Here is an 18,951-nt window from a genome sequence, read left to right on the forward strand (position 1 = left end):
ATGAATAAACTTAATCCATCAAACCACATACGATTTGAATTGAGCTTTCGGTTGTTGCTTTCCGATTCAGGAAAAAAGAGAGGTGACGTTTACGATGAGTAAATCCGTAATCTTAAGCGGAGTTCGAACACCTATTGGCAAATTAGGCGGCAGTTTGAGCGGTCTATCAGCATCCGACCTTGGTTCAATGGCAATAAAACAAGCATTAAAAAGAGCCAATGTATCCCCAACAGATGTGGAGGAGGTCATCATCGGCAATGTGCTGCAGGGCGGACAAGGGCAAATTCCCTCTCGGCAAGCAGCGAGAAAAGCAGATTTGCCTTGGGATATCAAAACGGAAACGATTAATAAGGTGTGTGCATCAGGTATGCGCAGTGTAACGCTTGCTGACCAATTAATCCGCAGTGGTGATGAGAGTGTAATCGTCGCTGGCGGCATGGAGTCCATGAGCCAGGCACCCTATATCCTCCAGGATGCCCGGTTCGGGATGAAGATGGGGAACGGCGTTGCTGTCGATTTAATGAAATATGATGGATTGACTTGCAGTTTTACTGGTGTTCCGATGGGGATGTATGGGAATCAAAGTGCTTTCACTTGGAACATCAGCCGTGAAGAACAGGATGAGTGGGCACTCAGAAGCCATCTGCGAGCTTTGGCAGCGATGGACGGTGGGCTGACTGCACAGGAAGTGATTCCGGTTGAAGTTCCGCAGCGAAAAGGGGACCCAATAGTTGTATCGCAGGATGAAGGCCCAAGGAGAGATACATCGCTGGAAAGATTGGCTGTGCTGTCACCTGCTTTTGGCAAGAATGGTACCATTACGGCCGGTAATGCACCAGGAGTCAATGATGGTGCTGCTGCACTTGTTTTAATGAGTGCGGAACGGGCTGCAAGGGAAAATCGTCAGCCTGAGGCAGTGATTCTTGCCCATACAGCAATGGCTACAGAAGCAAAGGATTTTCCGGAAACTCCAGGGCGAGTGATTAATGAATTGCTGAAGAAGACAGGCAAAAGACCTGAGGATATTGATTTATTTGAAATAAATGAGGCTTTTGCTGCCGTGTCCTTAATTACTGTAAAAATTGCCGGACTTAACCCGGAAAAGGTGAATGTGAACGGCGGTGCGGTTGCCCTCGGCCATCCAATCGGCGCGAGCGGTGCTAGAATCATTGTGACGCTTATGCATGAATTAAAACGCCGCGGCGGCGGGCTTGGCATTGCTGCCATTTGCTCAGGAGGCGGGCAGGGGGATGCCATTATGATTGAAGTGCCGCGGAATGCGGCCGGCTAATAGCCTGCCATCTAGGAAGATGCGTATGACCGTATCTCTTTTGTCGTAAGATGTCTCGCCAAGCTTTGGCAGATCTGCAAGCAGTGGAAGTTGGTCCAGTCATTAAAAAAAAATAGAAAAAAGAGCTATAAACCTGTGTTCATGCCGGTACTTGTCCCTTAAAGACAATACCGGCTGCATTAGGTTTTTTCCATCTATAACAAACGGAGGTGTCTGATGAAGATTGAAAAAGTAATGGTCATAGGTGCTGGTCAGATGGGTTCCGGAATTGCTCAAGTATGTGCGCAAGCAGGCTATGATGTCATCCTTAATGACCTGAATGTCCAATTGACAGAACATGGAAAGAACACCATTCGCTGTAATCTTCTACGGCAAGTGAATAAAGGACGGATGAAGTCAGAGGAGATGGAGGCCATCCTTTCGCTCATTTCCTTATCGACTAATCTAGCAGATGGGAGGGATGCTGATCTAGTCATTGAAGCAGCGATTGAAAATATGGAAATAAAAACACAAATTTTTCGTACGCTTGACAAGATTACCCCCGAGCATACGATTCTAGCCAGCAATACATCCTCACTTCCAATCACCGAGATTGCGGCGGCGACAAACCGTCCACAAAAGGTGATTGGCATGCATTTTATGAATCCTGTTCCAGTGATGAAGCTGGTTGAAATTATCCGCGGTCTTGCAACCTCTAACGAAGTATATGAAACCATTGAAAAGATGACAAAAACGCTGGAAAAGGTACCGGTGGAGGTAAATGACTTTCCTGGCTTTGTTTCTAACCGAATCCTGATGCCAATGATTAATGAAGCTATTTTTACTTTATATGAAGGAGTCGCTGAAAAAGAGGCGATTGACGAAGTGATGAAACTGGGTATGAACCATCCGATGGGGCCGCTTGTATTGGCTGATTTTATCGGACTAGATACCTGTCTTTATATTATGGAAACCCTTCATGAGGGACTCGGTGAAGATAAGTACCGTCCGTGTCCGCTATTAAGAAAATATGTAAAAGCAGGCTGGCTTGGAAAAAAGTCAGGTCGAGGGTTTTATGAATACAAATAGAAAGCAGGGATTTTGCAGATTGTTCTAGAGAATTTTTATAGTGTATTCCATTTTCGACAGAGAAAGATCCTTTTCAGAAAACAGTCAAACAAGCAGCAGAAAGTGGGGGTCATATGGACCTGGATTTTACAAAAGAACAGAAGCTGATAAGGAAACAGGTCATTGATTTTGCTAAACAAGAAATAGAGCCCTTTATTCCACGTATGGAACAGGGGGAATTTCCGAGAGATATTCTTCAAAAAATGGGGAAGCTCGGCTTGATGGGAATTCCTGTTCCTCGGAACTACGGAGGGCAAGCAATGGACTTTACCTCTTATATCTTAACCATTCATGAGCTTTCAAAGGTTAGTGCCGCCGTTGGGGTCATTCTTTCTGTCCACACCTCAGTAGGGACGAATCCCATTCTTCTTTTCGGGACAGAGGAGCAGAAGCGCGCATTTGTCCCGAAGCTGGCATCAGGGCAGTATTTAGGTGCTTTTTGCTTGACCGAAGCGAGTGCAGGGTCGGACGCTGCAAATCTCAAAACAAGAGCGGTCAAAAAAGATGATCATTATGTTATCAACGGTTCCAAGCTTTTTATTACGAATGGAGGAGAGGCAGACCTTTATATTCTTTTTGCTGTAACGGATTCCGCGCTAAGAAGCAGGGGAATTACCGCTTTTATTGTTGAAAAAAATACATCGGGTTTAATTTTCGGCAAGGACGAACAGAAAATGGGACTGCACGGCTCGCGAACGAGACAGCTGCACTTCGAAAATATGAAAATACCTTTTGCTAACAGGCTTGGCAACGAAGGCGAGGGTTTTAAAATCGCCCTTGCCAATCTCGAATTTGGCCGCATTGGGATAGCAGCACAGGCACTCGGTATAGCTGAAGCTGCCTTTGAGACGGCCGTTTCTTTTTCAAAGCACAACCTAACAGAGCAGGGGACCTCATTTAAATTAGCTGATATGGCAACGAATCTTGAGGCTGCCAAACTGTTAGTCTATCGGGCGGCTGATTTGAAGCAAAGGGGTCTCCCGTGCGGGAAGGAGGCCTCCATCGCGAAATTATTCGCTTCCAAAACAGCTGTATACATGACAACGGAAGCGATTGGCGTGCTGGGCGAATTTGGCTATACAGAAGAGTACCCTGTTGAACGCTATTTCCGTGATGCCAAAATTACCGAAATTTATGAAGGTACAAGCGAAATCCAGCGTGTGGTTATAAGCAAGCATCTTTAAAACCGGAAATTATGTATAAATTAAAGCGACTCTATAGTATATACGAGCAAAGGGGAATAAATATGATTTTTACATTATCAGAAGAGCATGAAATGATTCGAAAGATGGTTCGGGATTTTGCTCAAAATGAAGTCGCTCCTACGGCTGCACAGCGTGATGAAGAGGAGCGCTTTGACCGTGACATTATCGATAAAATGGCAGAACTCGGCTTAATGGGGATTCCTTGGCCGGAGGAGTATGGCGGCATCGGCAGTGATTATTTAGCCTATTGCATTGCGGTGGAGGAGATAGCCCGCGTATGTGCTTCAACCGCGGTTACCTTATCCGCTCATACGTCCCTTGCCGGGTGGCCCTTGTATAAATTTGGTACAGAGGGGCAGAAGCAAAAATATTTAAAGCCGATGGCATTGGGGGAGAAACTCGGTGCTTACGGTCTTACCGAGCCTGGAAGCGGCTCTGATGCAGGTGCCATGAAGACAAATGCAAGATTAGAGGGCGAACATTATGTCTTAAACGGTTCGAAGATTTTTATTACTAATGGCGGAGTGGCCGACATTTATGTTGTATTTGCATTGACAGACCCGGCTTCCAAACAGAAAGGGACGACCGCCTTTATTGTGGAAAAGGATACACCGGGATTTTCTATTGGGAAAAAGGAAAAGAAGCTTGGCATTCGTTCATCGCCGACAACGGAGATTATTTTTCAGGATTGTAAAATTCCAAAGGAAAATGTGCTCGGCATGGTGGGAGAAGGTTTTAAAATCGCTATGATGACCTTGGACGGAGGACGGAATGGGATTGCGGCACAGGCTGTCGGGATTGCTCAGGGAGCATTAGATGCTGCTGTTGCGTATTCGAAGCAGCGTTATCAATTCGGAAAGCCGATTGCTGCTCAGCAGGGAATCTCCTTTAAGTTGGCGGATATGGCAACAAGTGTGGAAGCAGCACGGCTGTTAACCTATCAGGCGGCATGGAGAGAATCAGAGGGCCTGCCGTACGGAAAGGAATCGGCTATGTCGAAGCTGTTTGCTGGTGATACAGCGATGAAGGTGACAACAGAAGCGGTGCAGGTTTTTGGCGGTTATGGCTACACAAAGGATTATCCGGTCGAACGGTTCATGCGGGATGCTAAAATAACACAAATTTACGAAGGAACCCAAGAGATTCAGCGTCTAGTTATCTCTCGGATGCTCTAAGAGAAATCTGGGATAAATTATTATAAAAAAGTATTAATAGGCTAAAAATTTTGTTTTTTTTAATAGGAAAAATGGAAAGTTTTAAATGTTCTGACGTATTTTGTTGTATAATAGAAAGATAGAGAAAATCGTATGAAATACGATTTTTGTAGGGAAGCAAGCAGGAAGGTTTTTCAAAAAAAGACGAAATATAGCTGTGTTCTACCTTTAATAATGGGGACCATGGCTTATTAATTTTTATAATTTTTAAACTATTCATTTCCTAATTATAGTGACAGGCGGGTAGGTAACAATGAAAAAACGTGAGGTGCATGCATCAGTAAAAGATGAACGTCTCATCCAAAAGCGAAGAGACCAAATGATTAATGGAGCGGTAAAGCTTTTTATTGAAAAAGGCTTTCACCGGACAACAACAAGGGAGATTGCGAGGTCAGCTGGCTTCAGTATTGGAACCTTATATGAATACATCCGGACAAAAGAGGATGTCCTCTATCTAGTCTGTGACCGGATTTATGACCAAGTGCGGGAGAGATTGCAGAAGATTCTTGATACCAAGCAGCAGACGACCCTTGATGACCTTAGGCAGGCGATTGCTAACTATTTTCGTGTCGTTGATGGGATGCAGGATGAGGTTCTCGTGATGTATCAGGAAGTAAAGTCTCTGCCAAAGGATGCGCTTCCTTATGTACTGCGTAAGGAATTGGAAATGGTTGATATTTTTAAACAAATGCTCGAACGATGTGTGGAAAATGGCGAAATCAGCTTATCGGAAAATCAAATTAAGATGCATTCTCATAATATTTATGTGCAGGGACAAATGTGGGCGTTCAGACGCTGGGAGCTGCGAAAGCTATTCACGCTTGACGAGTATATTGAACTGCAGATGGAGTTTTTAGTAGAGGGGGCCAAAGGGGTTAAGGAGAATACAAAGGAGTGTATCTATTGTGAAACCAGAAATGTACCGGCCAACTAACCCAATCCGTTTTGTGACCGCTTCAAGCCTTTATGATGGGCACGATGCCTCGATTAATATCATGCGGAGAATCCTTCAGGCAAGCGGGGCAGAAGTGATTCATTTAGGCCATAACCGATCGGTTGAGGAAGTAGTCAATGCAGCGATCCAGGAGGATGTCCAAGGGATCGCTGTTTCTTCCTATCAGGGGGGGCATGTGGAGTATTTCAAATATATGGTGGACCTCTTAAAAGAACGAAATGCTTCTCATATTCGCATATACGGAGGCGGAGGCGGCGTTATCATTCCTAGGGAAATCAATGAACTTCACGCATATGGTGTGGCACGGATATTTTCTCCGGAGGATGGCCTGAAAAGCGGGCTACAGGGCATGATTAATACGATGATGAAGGAATGTGATTTTCCGCTTCCCTCTGTTGTAACCGAGGAGTCTGTTGATAGACTTGCAGCCTTTGATGTGAATACGATTGCGAGGTTCATTACCCTTGCCGAGCAGCGAGTAAAAGGGGAGCATTTTGCAAGCTCAGCTATTTTTGAAAAAATAAAAGCGATGGCAAAGGATGTGCCAGTGTTAGGGATTACCGGTACAGGCGGTGCGGGGAAAAGTACATTGACCGATGAACTGATTCGCCGCTTTTTATTGGATTTTCCGAAAAAGAAAACAGCGATATTATCTGTTGATCCAACGAAGCAAAAAACCGGCGGGGCGCTCCTCGGTGACCGCATCCGTATGAATGCCATTTTTTCGTCGCGTGTCTATATGCGAAGCTTAGCAACGCGCCGGTCGAGAACTGAACTATCAGCAGCGATACAAGATGCGATTCAAGTGGTGAAGGCAGCGGGCTTTGACTTGATTGTCGTAGAGACAAGTGGCATTGGGCAAGGAGATGCCGCTATCACGGATATTTGCGACGTCTCGATGTATGTCATGACAAGTGAGTTTGGGGCGCCTTCCCAGTTGGAAAAAATTGACATGATTGATTATGCCGATTTTATTGTGATAAATAAATTTGAACGTAAAGGCTCCGAGGATGCTAGAAGTCAGGTGCAAAAGCAGTACCAGCGCAGTCATATGCTTTTTGAAAAGAGCCTTGAGGAGATGCCTGTGTACGGCACCATTGCCAGTCAGTTTAATGACTCAGGTACGAATGCGCTGTGGGCGGCATTGGTTGGGCATTTGAATGAAAAATGGGGCTTGGATTGGCGCACTTCTTTTTCAAAAAAGGAAAAGGTTGAGAAGCAGCATGTGATTATTCCGAATGATCAGCGCTCCTATTTGCGTGAGGTAAACGATACCATCCGTGCGTTTAAGAGAAAGGCTTCGGTGCAGGCTGATTTGGCACGCAAGCTATTTCAGCTGGAGGGTGCGATTCAGGCAGTGAAAGAGCATGGTGGTCAAAGTGATGTGATATCCGAGCTAGAGAGGATTAAAGAGAAGACATGGGAGCAGCTGACACCGGAGTCTGTACGGATTCTTAAGCAGTGGGAAAGTACAAAGGAGCTTTATGAAGGGGAGCAATTTACAACGAGAATTCGTGATAGGGAAATTGTGACGGTTCTGAAAACGAAGAGTTTGTCAGGCTTGTTGATTCCAAAGGTTGCACTTCCCAGATTTAAAGATTATGGAGAAATTATATCGTGGGTATACAGGGAGAATGTGCCTGGGAGATTTCCGTATACGGCAGGTGTGTTTCCGTTTAAGCGAGAAGGGGAGGACCCGAAGCGCCAGTTTGCCGGTGAGGGAACGCCGGAACGGACGAACCGCCGCTTTCATTATTTGTCAAAGGATGACAAGGCAAAGCGGCTTAGTACAGCGTTTGATTCTGTGACGCTTTACGGAGAGGACCCTGACGAGCGCCCAGATATTTTTGGGAAAGTGGGGGAAAGCGGGGTTAGCGTCTGTACGCTCGATGATATGAAAAAGCTGTATGCCGGTTTTGACTTATGCGATCCGTCGACGTCTGTTTCGATGACGATTAATGGGCCGGCGCCAATTATTTTGGCCATGTTTATGAACACAGCGATTGATCAGCAGGTGAAAAAAAAGGAAGTAGAGCTAGGGCGTACACTTTCGGAAACAGAGTATGAAGAGGCAAAGGCAGCCGCATTGCAGAAGGTACGCGGAACAGTGCAGGCGGATATTTTGAAAGAGGATCAAGGGCAAAATACATGTATTTTCTCGACGGAGTTTGCGCTTCGGATGATGGGTGATATTCAGCAGTATTTTATTGATCATCAGGTTCGAAATTATTATTCTGTTTCCATTTCCGGCTATCATATTGCCGAGGCAGGGGCCAACCCGATATCGCAGCTGGCCTATACATTGGCAAATGGATTTACGTATGTCGAGTATTATTTGAGCAGAGGGATGAAGGTGGATGACTTTGCTCCAAACTTATCGTTCTTTTTCTCGAACGGACTGGATCCGGAGTACAGCGTAATTGGCCGGGTGGCACGCAGAATTTGGGCGATTGTGATGCGTGATAAGTATGGTGCTAATGAACGAAGCCAAAAGCTGAAGTACCATATTCAAACATCAGGAAGGTCCCTGCATGCACAGGAAATGGACTTTAATGATATCCGCACAACGCTTCAAGCCTTGATGGCTCTGCAGGATAACTGTAATTCACTGCATACGAATGCCTATGATGAGGCGGTCACCACACCGACGGAGGGATCAGTGCGACGCGCAATGGCCATTCAAATGATTATTACAAAGGAACATGGGTTATCGATGAACGAAAACCCGCTTCAAGGCTCATTTATTATCGAGGAGCTGACGGACCTTGTAGAGGAAGCTGTATTGCATGAATTTGAACGCTTAGATGATAGAGGCGGTGTGCTTGGGGCAATGGAGACACAGTATCAGCGCGGACAGATTCAAGAGCAGTCGATGTACTATGAAACGTTGAAGTCAACAGGAGCGCTGCCAATTATAGGGGTAAATACGTATCTGAATCCAAATCCTCCGGCAGAAGAGGAGCTTGATAACATGCAGCTGGCAAGGGCCTCAAGGGAGGAAAAGGAAACGCAAATTGCACATTTGCGAATGTTCCAGGAGAGGAATAAAGATCGGGTAGATAAGGCATTGAAACGCTTGAAGGAAACGGCTGTTAGCGGAGGCAATATTTTCAGCGAGCTTATGGAAACTGTTAAAGTCGCAAGCCTCGGGCAAATTACCCGTGCACTCTACGAAGTAGGCGGCCAGTATCGACGGAACATGTAGTTGTTTGAAATCAGCTCCAACAACCAGACGCCCCTTTAAACATGATTTATCGCATTAACGTGCTGGGGGACAGTCCCCCAGCACGTTAATGTTCCAACGCCTTAACTCGGTAAATAGTATGATAGAATGACAATGCTTGTATGAGTTTAAATGAAATTGTGGTGAAATATTTGGGGTATTTACAACAAATTTACATATACATGGTAGTATACTCTTATGGAGATTCCATAGAATGGGAAGGCTGTAAGATACCTCACCATTTACGGTAGGAAGATTGTACAATTTCTAATTCAGGAAGTGAAAGACTTGAAGCGGTTTATTATCAGGATTATTTGTTGGGCAGGAGCGTTGACCGTTTCGTATTATCTTTATAAACAACAGCTCGGGGCTATTCCATTCTTTTTGTTTTCTATTTATTTCTTTTTATTGGCTAGAAAAGAGCTTCGTGATCGTCCGAACAAAGAGCTTGCTGCTAAGAAAAAACTGTTAAAAGAGAAATTGCAGGCTACAAAGAGATAAGTTGTGAAAAATATACTAGAATCATCAGCAAGTGCTAGCATAAACCCCAATATTTTGTTTATAATGGAGAATATGTATTTTTGTGTGTAATTGGTACAGTTTAATGGTTTATGATTACATATTGGTTCAAAAGAATAGTAGCCGGACCGATTATGGACGGGCTTTACGTATCGAAAACTGTGAATGGATTAGATAGAAAGGAAGTGCGGATCTTGAGTTTAGCTCAATTCTCAAAAGAAGAAATAAAGGAAATGTCTTTAATAGAGATTGCGTACGAAATCATGGATGAAAGAAAAACGGCTATTTCATTTAAAGAATTGACCGAAGAGATTGCGAAAGTAGCTGGTATTTCTGAAGAGGAATTAAGAAGTAGAATTGCTCAATTTTATACTGATTTAAATATTGACGGCCGCTTTTTAGCAATCGGCGATAATCAATGGGGTCTGCGTGTATGGTACCCAGTGGATCAAGTGGTGGAGGAAATCGTCAACCCTGTAAAAGCGAAGAAGAAGAAAAAGGCTAAGAAGGTTGTTGATGAAGACGATCTAGACTTAGATGACTTTGAAGAAGATGTATTTGATGAGTTGGATGACGATGATGATCTGCTAGATGACGACGATTTAGATGATGATCTAGATTTAGATGACGATGATGATGAAGACGATGATGATCTTGATGATGACTTGGATCTAGATGATGATGATGATGATGACGATCTTGAACTAGATGAAGATTTTGACTTAGATGAAGAGGAAGACGAAGAATTAGAAGAAGACCTTGATTTAGATGACGATCTTGAAAAGTAATTTTCATATTGACTTTTTGTGTCGATACTTGTAGAATACTTTTTGGGCTCCTCAATGAGGAACGGATAATTTTTGAGAGTAGCGCTCCCTTACTTTGTAAGAAGTAAGAGGAGCGTTTTTGTTTTTTATATGTTTAGCTGTCTAGCTGCAGCGCCTACCCCCTCGAGGTCATAAGCCAATCCGTCTAGAAGGTTAAAGTACAACCTTCTAGCCAGCTCGTCTTATGCTTGTCGGGGGTGGACAAGGCGCTTCCGCTTTTCGTTGCTTTCCCCTATAGTTGATTTCTGCCTGTCCGTGCAGTCGGGCAGCATTTTTTCATGCATTCTATTGCTATAGATTAGGTGTGTTTTCTTTATGATGAAGTGTGAAACTGGAATTTCATCATATTTCACTTATTTACTGTCTTTAAATAAAAGAGAATTTGTACAAACTGTTATGGAGGGGGAATTTTAATTATGACAAAATATATTTTTGTAACGGGCGGCGTTGTTTCGTCGCTGGGAAAGGGAATTACAGCAGCATCATTAGGACGTTTATTAAAAAACCGTGGAGTGAATGTAACGATTCAAAAATTTGATCCATACATTAACGTGGACCCAGGAACAATGAGTCCATACCAGCACGGTGAAGTTTTTGTAACAGATGATGGTGCCGAAACGGATCTTGATTTAGGACACTATGAACGTTTTATCGATATCAACCTAAACAAATACAGCAATGTAACAACAGGAAAAGTGTATTCTGCTGTTTTGAAAAAAGAGCGCCGCGGTGATTATTTAGGAGGAACCGTTCAAGTTATTCCTCATATTACCAATGAAATTAAAGAGCGCCTGTTCCGCTCAGGTCGTGAAACAAATGCGGATGTTGTTATTACCGAAATCGGTGGAACTGTCGGTGACATTGAATCACTGCCGTTTTTAGAAGCTATTCGTCAGGTAAAAAGTGATGTCGGCTCTGATAATGTTATGTACATTCACTGTACACTTGTACCATATATTAAAGCGGCTGGTGAAATGAAGACAAAGCCGACACAGCATAGCGTAAAAGAATTACGCAGCCTTGGGATTCAGCCAAATCTTATTGTTGTTCGTACCGAAATGCCAATGACACAAGATATGAAGGACAAGATTGCCCTTTTCTGTGATATTGATAAAAATGCGGTTATCGAATGTCAGGATGCAGACCATCTTTTATCCATCCCATTAGCCCTTCAGGCACAAAAGATGGATTCTATCGTCTGCAATCATTTGAAATTAGACTGCGGTGAAGCGAATATGACCGAATGGACAGCCTTACTTGAAAAAGTACGCAATCTTTCTAAGAAGACAACAATCGGTCTTGTCGGGAAATATGTGGAGCTTCAGGATGCCTATCTATCTGTTGTTGAAGCATTGAAGCATGCTGGATATGCATTTGATTCTGATATTGACATTAAATGGATTAATTCTGAAGAGGTTAATGATGAGAATGTAGGCGAAATTTTACAAGATGTGGATGGAGTCCTTGTACCAGGCGGATTCGGCGACCGTGGAATTGAAGGGAAAATTTCTGCAATCCGCTATGCTCGTGAACAAAAGCGTCCATTCCTTGGCATCTGCCTTGGCATGCAGCTTGCATCCATCGAGTATGCACGCAACGTCCTTCAATTAGAAGGAGCACATTCTTCGGAAATCTATCCTGAAACACCGCATGCGATTATTGACCTTCTGCCTGAGCAAAAGGATATTGAAGATCTTGGAGGCACACTTCGTCTTGGTTTATATCCTTGTAAGCTTACTGAAGGTACAAAGGCATATGAAGCGTATCAGGATGAGGTGGTTTATGAGCGCCACCGTCACCGCTATGAATTTAACAACCAGTACCGCCCGCAAATGGAAAAGGCAGGCTTTATGTTCTCTGGTACAAGCCCAGACGGCCGTCTAGTAGAAATCGTAGAGCTTAAGGACCACCCATGGTTTGTAGCATCTCAATTCCATCCGGAGTTTATCTCTAGACCAAACCGTCCGCAGCCTTTATTCCGTGACTTTATCGGAGCGTCTTTAAAATATAAAGAAGAAAATTAAGTGGAAAAGCCTTGTTTGATGCAAGGCTTTTTATTTTTTATATTATTTTAGGAGAGGACGCAATTCGTGCCCGGACTGGTCTGAGCACAGAGAAGATGGTCAAGAAGGCAAAGTATTCGTTCCCATCTCAGTCTGTTAACAGTAAATCCGGTCAAGAAAGAACCGGCTGAGGTCATCCGCCTAGTAATCCGCCAATATTTCATCAATTGTAAATTTTAGGCCGTAATAGGCATAAAGCGCAGCCATTGAGAATGGAAATCCGATTCGTCCTCCGTCATCGGCTGGAACCAAACCCTTATGCAATGATAAATCGATTGACACATCTGCAAAATCTGTAATTGATTCTTTATCGGATTCCTGATGAGTAGACAATGTAATAAAGGAAATCCCTTTTTCCGCAAGTTTTTTGGCTATGTTGAGCGCTTCTTGGTCCGTGGAATAGCGGGTTACGAGCAGAACACGGTCAACGCCGGAAACCGTTTCAATCATATCAGAAGTTAATACCGCTGCATGGGTGAGAGGCTCGGCTCCCTTGGCTGCTTCGATTGCCACAGCAGTCATTTCATCAGCACCAAATATATAAATCCTTCCATCTGAAATAACCGCCTGGGCCAGCAAGCGGGCACCGTCTTCGATTTCCTCCATCTGTTCTTCGCGAATTTTTGTAAATAATCCATTTAGCTGGGTAGCAAAAATTTTTAACAAAAAAATCAACCTCCAAATATTACTTTTATATAGAAAATTGGTATATGCTATAGCTGAGGCTTACCTGTAATACACAAGTTCTTTTTATAGTAGCACACATGCATAATAGCAAGAAGGATAACCTATACTAGTACACCTATAGTTAAATAACAGAAGAGTCTGTAAATACTAATACAGCTGCATTTTTAAAAGAAATGATTGTTCTTAATTTCCAATTATAAAGATTTTACGGGTAAAGGCAAAATGTGTTATAGAATAGTTTTTATTAAACATAGAAACTAGGAAGGATTTTCAAAAGGGGAAGTAGAATGTAATATGAATATAAGAGTAAATCTATTCAAAATATGAAAACAATCATTCAACATAATGAAATTTAATGCAGAGGAAGAGGTGCACAATGGATAAGAAAATACTTATAGTAGATGATCAGTTCGGTATCCGTATATTATTAAATGAAGTTCTTCAAAAGGAAGGTTATGATACGTACCAGGCTGCAAATGGTCTGCAGGCGTTAGAAATAGTGAAAGATAATGTACCAGATTTGGTTCTTCTTGATATGAAAATCCCTGGGATGGATGGAATTGAAATCCTAAAAAGAATGAAGGAAATTGTACCGGATATTAAAGTTGTCCTTATGACGGCATATGGTGAACTGGATATGATTCAGGAAGCGATGGACTTAGGTGCCATTACACATTTTGCAAAGCCGTTTGATATTGAAGATATTCGTGTCGCAGTGGCGAAATATCTATCCGAATAAGATAAAATCAAATTCGCTCGTCGAATTTAAAGTCAAAAAATAGACACTTTTGTGCAGATTGTGTTCCCTCCTTACTTGGAAGCGGTTAACTTTTTTGCGGGTTGAAAATTGAATGTAAAACTTCTTAAGAACATTAGCAATTCTAGTATTATTTTGATATGATACAAATTGGAATTTGCAATGGATGTTTATTCCTTCGTTCTGTATAAAGTTAATTACATACTTTCAACGATAAAAGGAAAACTGTAAACATAAGCATTATATGGAATGAATCATAAAGAAAAGGGAGGAACACATATGCCTTTAGTTTCTATGACTGAGATGCTTAATAAAGCAAAATCAGAAGGATATGCCGTAGGCCAATTTAACGTAAATAATCTTGAATACGCACAAGGGATTCTTCAAGCTGCAGAAGCAGAAAAATCACCTGTCATTTTAGGGGTTTCTGAAGGTGCAGGAAGATATATGAGTGGATTCAAAACTGTTGTAAAAATGGTTGAAGGCTTAATAGAAGATTTAAAAATCACTGTTCCTGTTGCGATTCATTTAGATCATGGTTCAAGTTTTGAAAAGTGTAAAGAAGCCATTGATGCTGGCTTTACATCTGTTATGATAGATGCTTCACATCATCCGTTTGAAGAAAACATTGAAACGACTTCAAAAGTGGTAGAATATGCACACTCTAAGGGTGTTTCTGTTGAAGCTGAGCTTGGAGTAGTTGGCGGACAGGAAGATGATGTAGTAGCTGATGGCGTAATCTACGCTGATCCAAAAGAGTGTGAAGAACTTGTCAAACGTACAGGTATTGATTGCTTAGCACCTGCACTAGGCTCTGTTCACGGACCTTACAAAGGTGAACCGAACCTAGGTTTTAAAGAAATGGAAGAAGTAAGAGATGCTACAGGTGTACCTCTTGTTCTTCATGGAGGAACTGGAATTCCAACAAAGGATATCCAAAAGTCTATTTCTTTAGGTACAGCAAAAATTAACGTGAATACAGAAAATCAAATGGCTTCAACAAAACGTATTCGTGAAATTTTAGATAATGATAAAGAAGTGTATGATCCTCGTAAATACCTAGGACCAGCACGTGAAGTAATTAAAGAAACGGTAATCGGAAAGATTCGTGAATTTGGTTCTTCAGGCAAAGCTTAAAAAAGACCTCCATCAGTGGGCGTTCTTTCCTCGCTGAAGGGTTAGAAGCACATATCACTTAGTGCTTGGCTTGCCTATTAAGTGCGGGGCAATTGAAACGTTGTATTTTAGGGAAACCGCCTTTTTAAAGGCGGTTTCAATGCATTATTACATACTTCACGCATAAAGTTTGTTTTTTTTACAAGCCTTTTGTAAACAATAAAGTCGTGTTATGATAAAAATTTTTAATTCGAAAGGGGTATACTGATGAAGTTTTTTATCGATACTGCAAATATGGAAGAAATTAAAGAGGCACATGAATTAGGGATTCTCTCTGGTGTTACAACAAATCCTTCCCTAGTAGCAAAGGAAAAAAATATTTCTTTTCATGACCGCCTGCGTGAAATTGCAAACCTTGTTCCTGGTTCAGTAAGTGGAGAAGTAATCGCTCTAGATGCTGAAGGCATGATAAGAGAAGGAAAAGAATTGGCTGCTATTGCACCAAATATTACAGTTAAAATACCAATGACTCCAGATGGAATGAAGGCTGTTGCAGTATTGTCAAAAGAAGGAATCAAAACAAATGTAACGCTTATTTTCAGTGCTAACCAAGCATTGCTAGCAGCTAGAGCAGGTGCTACATATGTATCTCCTTTCCTTGGAAGACTTGATGATATTGGAACTAACGGACTTGATCTTATTTCAACAATTGCTGAAATCTTTGCCATCCATGGAATTGAAACCGAAATTATCGCTGCCTCCATCAGACATCCTCAACACGTAACGGATGCCGCATTAAGAGGTGCGCATATCGCAACGGTTCCATTCAAAGTCATTAATCAGCTATTTAGCCATCCTTTAACAGACAAAGGAATTGAAGCATTCTTGGCTGATTGGAAGGGTAGAGAATAGATTGAAAAGCGGAGGTGGCTTGCCCAGAAGAGGAACGCAGACTAAGAACGCCACATCCTGTGGCAACATCTGCATGACCCCGAGGGTCTAGCCACCGCAGCTGGATTTAAGAAAAGCGGAGGCGCCTTGCCCAAAAGAGGAACGCAGACATTGCCACATCCCGTGGCATCGTCTGCGAACTCGGCGTCTCCATCTAAATAGTACCACAGCCATTATCTTCATCGGCGCTGTCTTCCTGACCAGCACAGTCAAATCTAGAGGATGACTTTTATAAAGTCAGCCTTTTCCTCAAGCAAATCTCGCTAATTACTTTTCCGGTATAATATTTTCAGAAAAATTTTTGTCAAATGGGTAAAAATTTTCCCAATTTGATAGAAGTCGACTATTTTTTGTGTAAAATAAAGAATGGGTGATAAAGACAATTAACAAAGACAATAAAGCTTTCGAAAAAGACAAGCATAATCCTCTAAATTGAGCAGGAAGAATAAACTATAAGTACAACATGACTTTGAAGGGAGTTAAAAATGGAAAAATTAATGATTGCAGGCGGCTATCCATTAAAAGGGACAGTTCGAATCAGCGGTGCCAAAAATAGTGCAGTTGCGTTAATTCCTGCCACTATTCTAGCTGATTCTCCTGTAACGATTGAAGGGTTGCCTGATATCTCTGATGTCCAGATATTAAAAGGATTGCTAGAAGAAATTGGCGGAAAAGTAGATTTTACCGACAATGACATGACAGTTGACCCTTCAACGATGATTTCCATGCCTCTGCCGAACGGAAAAGTCAAAATGCTTCGAGCCTCCTATTATTTAATGGGTGCAATGCTTGGTCGTTTTAAAAAAGCTGTTATTGGATTGCCTGGAGGTTGTCATTTAGGACCACGACCGATTGATCAGCATATTAAAGGGTTTGAAGCACTTGGAGCGTCTGTTAGCAATGAACAGGGTGCGATTTATCTTCGTGCAGATGAACTGAAAGGTGCTCGGATTTACCTTGATGTTGTCAGTGTTGGAGCAACGATTAACATTATGCTGGCGGCAGTTCGTGCTAAAGGCCGTACGGTCATTGAAAATGCGGCAAAGGAACCAGAAATCATTGATGTTGCTACGTTGTTGACTAATATGGGAGCCAAAATTAAAGGTGCTGGTACCGATGTGATTCGGATTGATGGGGTTGACCAGCTTCATGGATGCCGTCACACGATTATCCCAGACCGTATTGAGGCAGGTACCTATATCATTCTTGGTGCAGCAGTCGGTGATGGTGTTCTGATAGATAATGTGATTCCGCAGCATCTCGAATCATTGCTTGCTAAGCTTCGTGAAATGGGTGTCCATATAGAAGTCAATGATGACCAAATATTTGTACGGTCTGTTCCAAAAATGAAAGCAGTCGACATCAAAACGCTTGTGTATCCAGGCTTTCCAACAGACCTGCAGCAGCCGCTTACTTCTCTATTAACAAGGGCAGAGGGGACAAGCATCGTCACCGATACCATTTATGGCGCACGCTTTAAACATATTGACGAGTTAAGAAGAATGAATGCAAATATTAAAGTGGAAGGTCGCTCTGCCGTTATTAATGGGCCTGTTCAGCTAGAAGGGGCGAAGGTGAAAGCAAGTGACCTGCGGGCAGGTGCTGCACTTGTCATTGCCGGCCTTATGGCTGAAGGAGTAACAGAAGTAACAGGACTTGAACATATAGATCGCGGTTATAGTCATATGGTTGAGAAACTAAATGGTCTAGGTGCCACGGTTTGGCGCGAAAACTTGTCAAAAGAAGAGATTGAGCAAACGAAAAATGCATAGTGAGAAAAGCGGAAGCGCCTTGTCCACAAGAGGAACGCAGACTAAAAACGCCGCGTCCTGCGGCAACGTCTGCATGACCCGCATCCTGCGGGCCTCAAGCATAAGACGAGCCGGTGTGAAGGTTGTTTTTTCACCTTCATGACGGCATGTCTAGACCCAAGAGGGGGTAGGCGCTGGAGCTAGATCATGAAAAGCGGAGCATCTTTGAGTAGGAATTGGTAAGCAGAGAGAAAGTAAAACAAGGGGAGGAAGAAAAAGTGGAAAGAAGTTTAACGATGGAATTGGTTCGTGTAACAGAAGGAGCTGCACAGGCATCTGCACGTTGGATGGGTCGTGGGAAAAAAGACGAGGCAGATGATGCAGCAACAACTGCCATGCGTGACATCTTCAACACGGTAGACATGCAGGGAACAGTGGTAATCGGTGAAGGGGAAATGGATGAGGCACCGATGCTTTATATCGGTGAAAAGCTTGGAACGGGTATTGGGCCGGAGGTTGACGTAGCTGTTGACCCTGTTGAAGGAACGTCCATCCTTGCTGCGGGAGGATGGAATGCACTTGCGGTTCTAGCAATTGCTGATAAAGGAAACCTTTTGCATGCTCCTGATATGTATATGGATAAAATTGCAGTAGGACCTGATTGTGTTGGTTGTATCGATATTAATGCATCGGTTATTGATAATCTAAAGGCAGTAGCGAAAGCAAAAAACAAAGATATTGAAGACGTTGTTGCAACAATTTTAAATCGTGACCGTCATGCGCACATCATTGAGCAGATTAGAGAAGCTGGCGCACGGATTAAGTTAATTGATAACGGTGATGTGGCTGGCGCCATTAATACAGCATTCGACTCCACTGGTGTTGACATTTTATTTGGAGCCGGCGGTGCGCCTGAAGGGGTTCTTGCAGCTGTTGCTTTGAAATGTCTAGGAGGCGAGCTTCAAGGAAAATTACTTCCAGAAGATGACGCACAATTACAACGCTGCCTGAGCATGGGTGTTGACCCAAGCAAAGTTCTTCTAATGGATGACCTAGTAAAAGGCGATGATGCTATATTTGCAGCAACAGGTATTACAGATGGTGAACTACTGCGCGGAGTTCAGTTCAAGGGCTCATACGCAACCACACATTCCATCGTTATGCGTGCAAAATCAGGTACCGTTCGTTTCATCGAAGGAACACACAGCTTAAAGAAAAAACCAAATTTAGTAATTGGGTAAGCTAAAAGCGGAAGCGCCTTGCTCACCCCTGACAAGCATAAGAC

The 18,951-nt window shown here is 42.9% G+C and carries 15 protein-coding genes; 14 read left to right on the forward strand and 1 reads right to left on the reverse strand.

Going from position 1 to position 18,951, the window contains the following annotated elements; translation table 11 throughout:
- The first annotated feature begins 94 nt into the window (after window positions 1-94).
- From F4V44_RS00060 to F4V44_RS00100, 9 genes are all read left to right on the forward strand, one after another.
- Window positions 95-1,291 carry an acetyl-CoA C-acetyltransferase gene (locus tag F4V44_RS00060; RefSeq protein ID WP_150437947.1) on the forward strand — a complete coding sequence of 399 codons (1,197 nt, stop codon included), beginning with the start codon at window positions 95-97 and terminating at the stop codon, window positions 1,289-1,291.
- Between the two features lie 216 nt (window positions 1,292-1,507).
- Entirely contained in the window at window positions 1,508-2,359 is an 852-nt protein-coding gene (locus F4V44_RS00065; RefSeq protein ID WP_150437948.1) for a 3-hydroxybutyryl-CoA dehydrogenase, read from the forward strand.
- A 113-nt stretch (window positions 2,360-2,472) separates the two neighbouring features.
- The gene (locus tag F4V44_RS00070; RefSeq protein ID WP_150437949.1) at window positions 2,473-3,582 is read left to right on the forward strand and encodes an acyl-CoA dehydrogenase family protein; all 1,110 of its coding nucleotides are present in this window, start codon (window positions 2,473-2,475) and stop codon (window positions 3,580-3,582) included.
- Between the two features lie 62 nt (window positions 3,583-3,644).
- Window positions 3,645-4,778, forward strand: coding sequence for an acyl-CoA dehydrogenase (locus tag F4V44_RS00075; RefSeq protein WP_150437950.1), 1,134 nt, complete (start codon window positions 3,645-3,647; stop codon window positions 4,776-4,778).
- 292 nt (window positions 4,779-5,070) lie between these two features.
- Window positions 5,071-5,751: a TetR/AcrR family transcriptional regulator gene (locus F4V44_RS00080; protein ID WP_150437951.1), complete on the forward strand. Its 681-nt coding sequence runs from the start codon at window positions 5,071-5,073 to the stop codon at window positions 5,749-5,751.
- Window positions 5,735-8,977 carry a fused isobutyryl-CoA mutase/GTPase IcmF gene (icmF, locus tag F4V44_RS00085; protein WP_150437961.1) on the forward strand — a complete coding sequence of 1,081 codons (3,243 nt, stop codon included), beginning with the start codon at window positions 5,735-5,737 and terminating at the stop codon, window positions 8,975-8,977. The genes F4V44_RS00080 and icmF overlap by 17 nt, the downstream gene beginning before the upstream one ends.
- 306 nt (window positions 8,978-9,283) lie before the next feature.
- Window positions 9,284-9,496: a hypothetical protein gene (locus tag F4V44_RS00090; RefSeq protein WP_223881731.1), complete on the forward strand. Its 213-nt coding sequence runs from the start codon at window positions 9,284-9,286 to the stop codon at window positions 9,494-9,496.
- A 212-nt stretch (window positions 9,497-9,708) separates the two neighbouring features.
- Window positions 9,709-10,302, forward strand: a complete 594-nt coding sequence (rpoE, locus tag F4V44_RS00095) for a DNA-directed RNA polymerase subunit delta (protein ID WP_150437952.1) — start codon at window positions 9,709-9,711, stop codon at window positions 10,300-10,302.
- A gap of 455 nt (window positions 10,303-10,757) precedes the next feature.
- Entirely contained in the window at window positions 10,758-12,365 is a 1,608-nt protein-coding gene (locus tag F4V44_RS00100; RefSeq protein ID WP_150437953.1) for a CTP synthase, read from the forward strand.
- Window positions 12,366-12,545: 180 nt separating this feature from the next.
- On the opposite strand, the gene F4V44_RS00105 is transcribed toward F4V44_RS00100, so the two are convergent.
- Window positions 12,546-13,070 (reverse strand): DUF2529 family protein, encoded by a 525-nt coding sequence (locus tag F4V44_RS00105; protein WP_150437954.1) that lies wholly within the window; start codon window positions 13,068-13,070, stop codon window positions 12,546-12,548.
- Window positions 13,071-13,467: 397 nt separating this feature from the next.
- Here F4V44_RS00105 and F4V44_RS00110 point away from each other — a divergent pair, with 397 nt between their 5' ends.
- From F4V44_RS00110 to glpX, 5 genes are all read left to right on the forward strand, one after another.
- Complete coding sequence (locus F4V44_RS00110; protein WP_150437955.1) at window positions 13,468-13,830, forward strand: response regulator; 363 nt, start codon at window positions 13,468-13,470, stop codon at window positions 13,828-13,830.
- Window positions 13,831-14,127: 297 nt separating this feature from the next.
- Complete coding sequence (locus F4V44_RS00115; RefSeq protein ID WP_150437956.1) at window positions 14,128-14,985, forward strand: class II fructose-bisphosphate aldolase; 858 nt, start codon at window positions 14,128-14,130, stop codon at window positions 14,983-14,985.
- 246 nt (window positions 14,986-15,231) lie between these two features.
- Window positions 15,232-15,876: a fructose-6-phosphate aldolase gene (gene fsa, locus F4V44_RS00120; RefSeq protein ID WP_150437957.1), complete on the forward strand. Its 645-nt coding sequence runs from the start codon at window positions 15,232-15,234 to the stop codon at window positions 15,874-15,876.
- A gap of 524 nt (window positions 15,877-16,400) precedes the next feature.
- A complete protein-coding gene (locus F4V44_RS00125; RefSeq protein ID WP_150437958.1) occupies window positions 16,401-17,687 on the forward strand; it encodes a UDP-N-acetylglucosamine 1-carboxyvinyltransferase in 1,287 nt (428 codons plus the stop codon).
- 257 nt (window positions 17,688-17,944) lie between these two features.
- Window positions 17,945-18,907: a class II fructose-bisphosphatase gene (glpX, locus tag F4V44_RS00130; RefSeq protein WP_150437959.1), complete on the forward strand. Its 963-nt coding sequence runs from the start codon at window positions 17,945-17,947 to the stop codon at window positions 18,905-18,907.
- Window positions 18,908-18,951: the final 44 nt, after the last annotated feature.

The organism is Niallia endozanthoxylica (genome assembly GCF_008710145.1).
In the GTDB taxonomy this organism is placed as follows: domain Bacteria; phylum Bacillota; class Bacilli; order Bacillales; family Cytobacillaceae; genus Bacillus_BD; species Bacillus_BD endozanthoxylica.

What these genes read in the sequence shown, in the direction of transcription:
- F4V44_RS00060 (WP_150437947.1), top strand. Translation starts at nt 95, where the DNA reads ATGAGTAAATCCGTAATCTTAAGCGGAGTTCGAACACCTATTGGCAAA.
- F4V44_RS00065 (WP_150437948.1), top strand. Translation starts at nt 1,508, where the DNA reads ATGAAGATTGAAAAAGTAATGGTCATAGGTGCTGGTCAGATGGGTTCC.
- F4V44_RS00070 (WP_150437949.1), top strand. Translation starts at nt 2,473, where the DNA reads ATGGACCTGGATTTTACAAAAGAACAGAAGCTGATAAGGAAACAGGTC.
- F4V44_RS00075 (WP_150437950.1), top strand. Translation starts at nt 3,645, where the DNA reads ATGATTTTTACATTATCAGAAGAGCATGAAATGATTCGAAAGATGGTT.
- F4V44_RS00080 (WP_150437951.1), top strand. Translation starts at nt 5,071, where the DNA reads ATGAAAAAACGTGAGGTGCATGCATCAGTAAAAGATGAACGTCTCATC.
- icmF (WP_150437961.1), top strand. Translation starts at nt 5,735, where the DNA reads ATGTACCGGCCAACTAACCCAATCCGTTTTGTGACCGCTTCAAGCCTT.
- F4V44_RS00100 (WP_150437953.1), top strand. Translation starts at nt 10,758, where the DNA reads ATGACAAAATATATTTTTGTAACGGGCGGCGTTGTTTCGTCGCTGGGA.
- F4V44_RS00110 (WP_150437955.1), top strand. Translation starts at nt 13,468, where the DNA reads ATGGATAAGAAAATACTTATAGTAGATGATCAGTTCGGTATCCGTATA.
- F4V44_RS00115 (WP_150437956.1), top strand. Translation starts at nt 14,128, where the DNA reads ATGCCTTTAGTTTCTATGACTGAGATGCTTAATAAAGCAAAATCAGAA.
- fsa (WP_150437957.1), top strand. Translation starts at nt 15,232, where the DNA reads ATGAAGTTTTTTATCGATACTGCAAATATGGAAGAAATTAAAGAGGCA.
- F4V44_RS00125 (WP_150437958.1), top strand. Translation starts at nt 16,401, where the DNA reads ATGGAAAAATTAATGATTGCAGGCGGCTATCCATTAAAAGGGACAGTT.